The following is a 766-nucleotide window of genomic DNA, read 5'->3' on the forward strand; positions in this document are numbered from 1 at the left end:
TCCGCTCAGGCTGCTATCAACCGAAGCGACAAGTATTGAGCGGGTTTCGCACCCGCTAGGAAAACGCGCCTTTCCACGGCGCACCAAATAATGTGGGTTCATTCGCAGTTAATGTGGGTTTGGTGCCCCAGATAGATGCAGATAATTCGAGCTCAAAATCGCGATGTTTGCAAGCCCGACGGATTATGATTGCAGGTTCTTACACCTAAGTACTGCGAAGCGCAGATCCTATATTGCCAAAAGCAACGTATTGATCATAATGTCATCTTAATATAACATTATAGGCATTTATGTTCTCTAGAGGTAACATTATGGCTACTGCAGTCAAAATCCCCCGGGCAGCGCGCAAAGAGCTAGTGACCCTCGGGGAAAACATTCGCATCGCGCGGCTGCGTCGAAAGCTGACGGCCGAGATCATCGCGCAGCGCGCCGGAACAACCCGGCAGACTGTGGCCAAGGTCGAGGATGGGGATCCAGCAGTCAAGATAGGCACCTATGCGGCTGTGTTACAGGCACTTGGCCTCCTGAAAGGGTGGGGGCAACTCGACGACCTAGTCGGTGACCAGATGTCTCTCGATGGGCTTCCCCAGCGGGCGAGGCTGAAGGATGGTTGAGATTTGGATCGATTGGAAGGGTTTGCACCGGATCGGCACGCTACACCGGACTGCGGGGCGGGGCCGGGAGCGGGTGTCCTTCACTTATCATGAAGACTGGCTCGCTTACGAAAATGCCTTTGGCTTGTCCCCGGAAATGCCGCTAGGTCCGG

General features: G+C 54.4%; 1 protein-coding gene. It reads left to right on the forward strand.

The window, feature by feature from the left end:
- Positions 1-311 precede the first annotated feature (311 nt).
- Entirely contained in the window at positions 312-614 is a 303-nt protein-coding gene (locus PPL9_RS08825) for a helix-turn-helix transcriptional regulator (protein WP_057462360.1), read from the forward strand.
- Positions 615-766: the final 152 nt, after the last annotated feature.

The sequence above is a fragment of the Pseudovibrio sp. POLY-S9 genome (assembly GCF_001431305.1).
Taxonomy (GTDB): Bacteria; Pseudomonadota; Alphaproteobacteria; order Rhizobiales; family Stappiaceae; genus Pseudovibrio.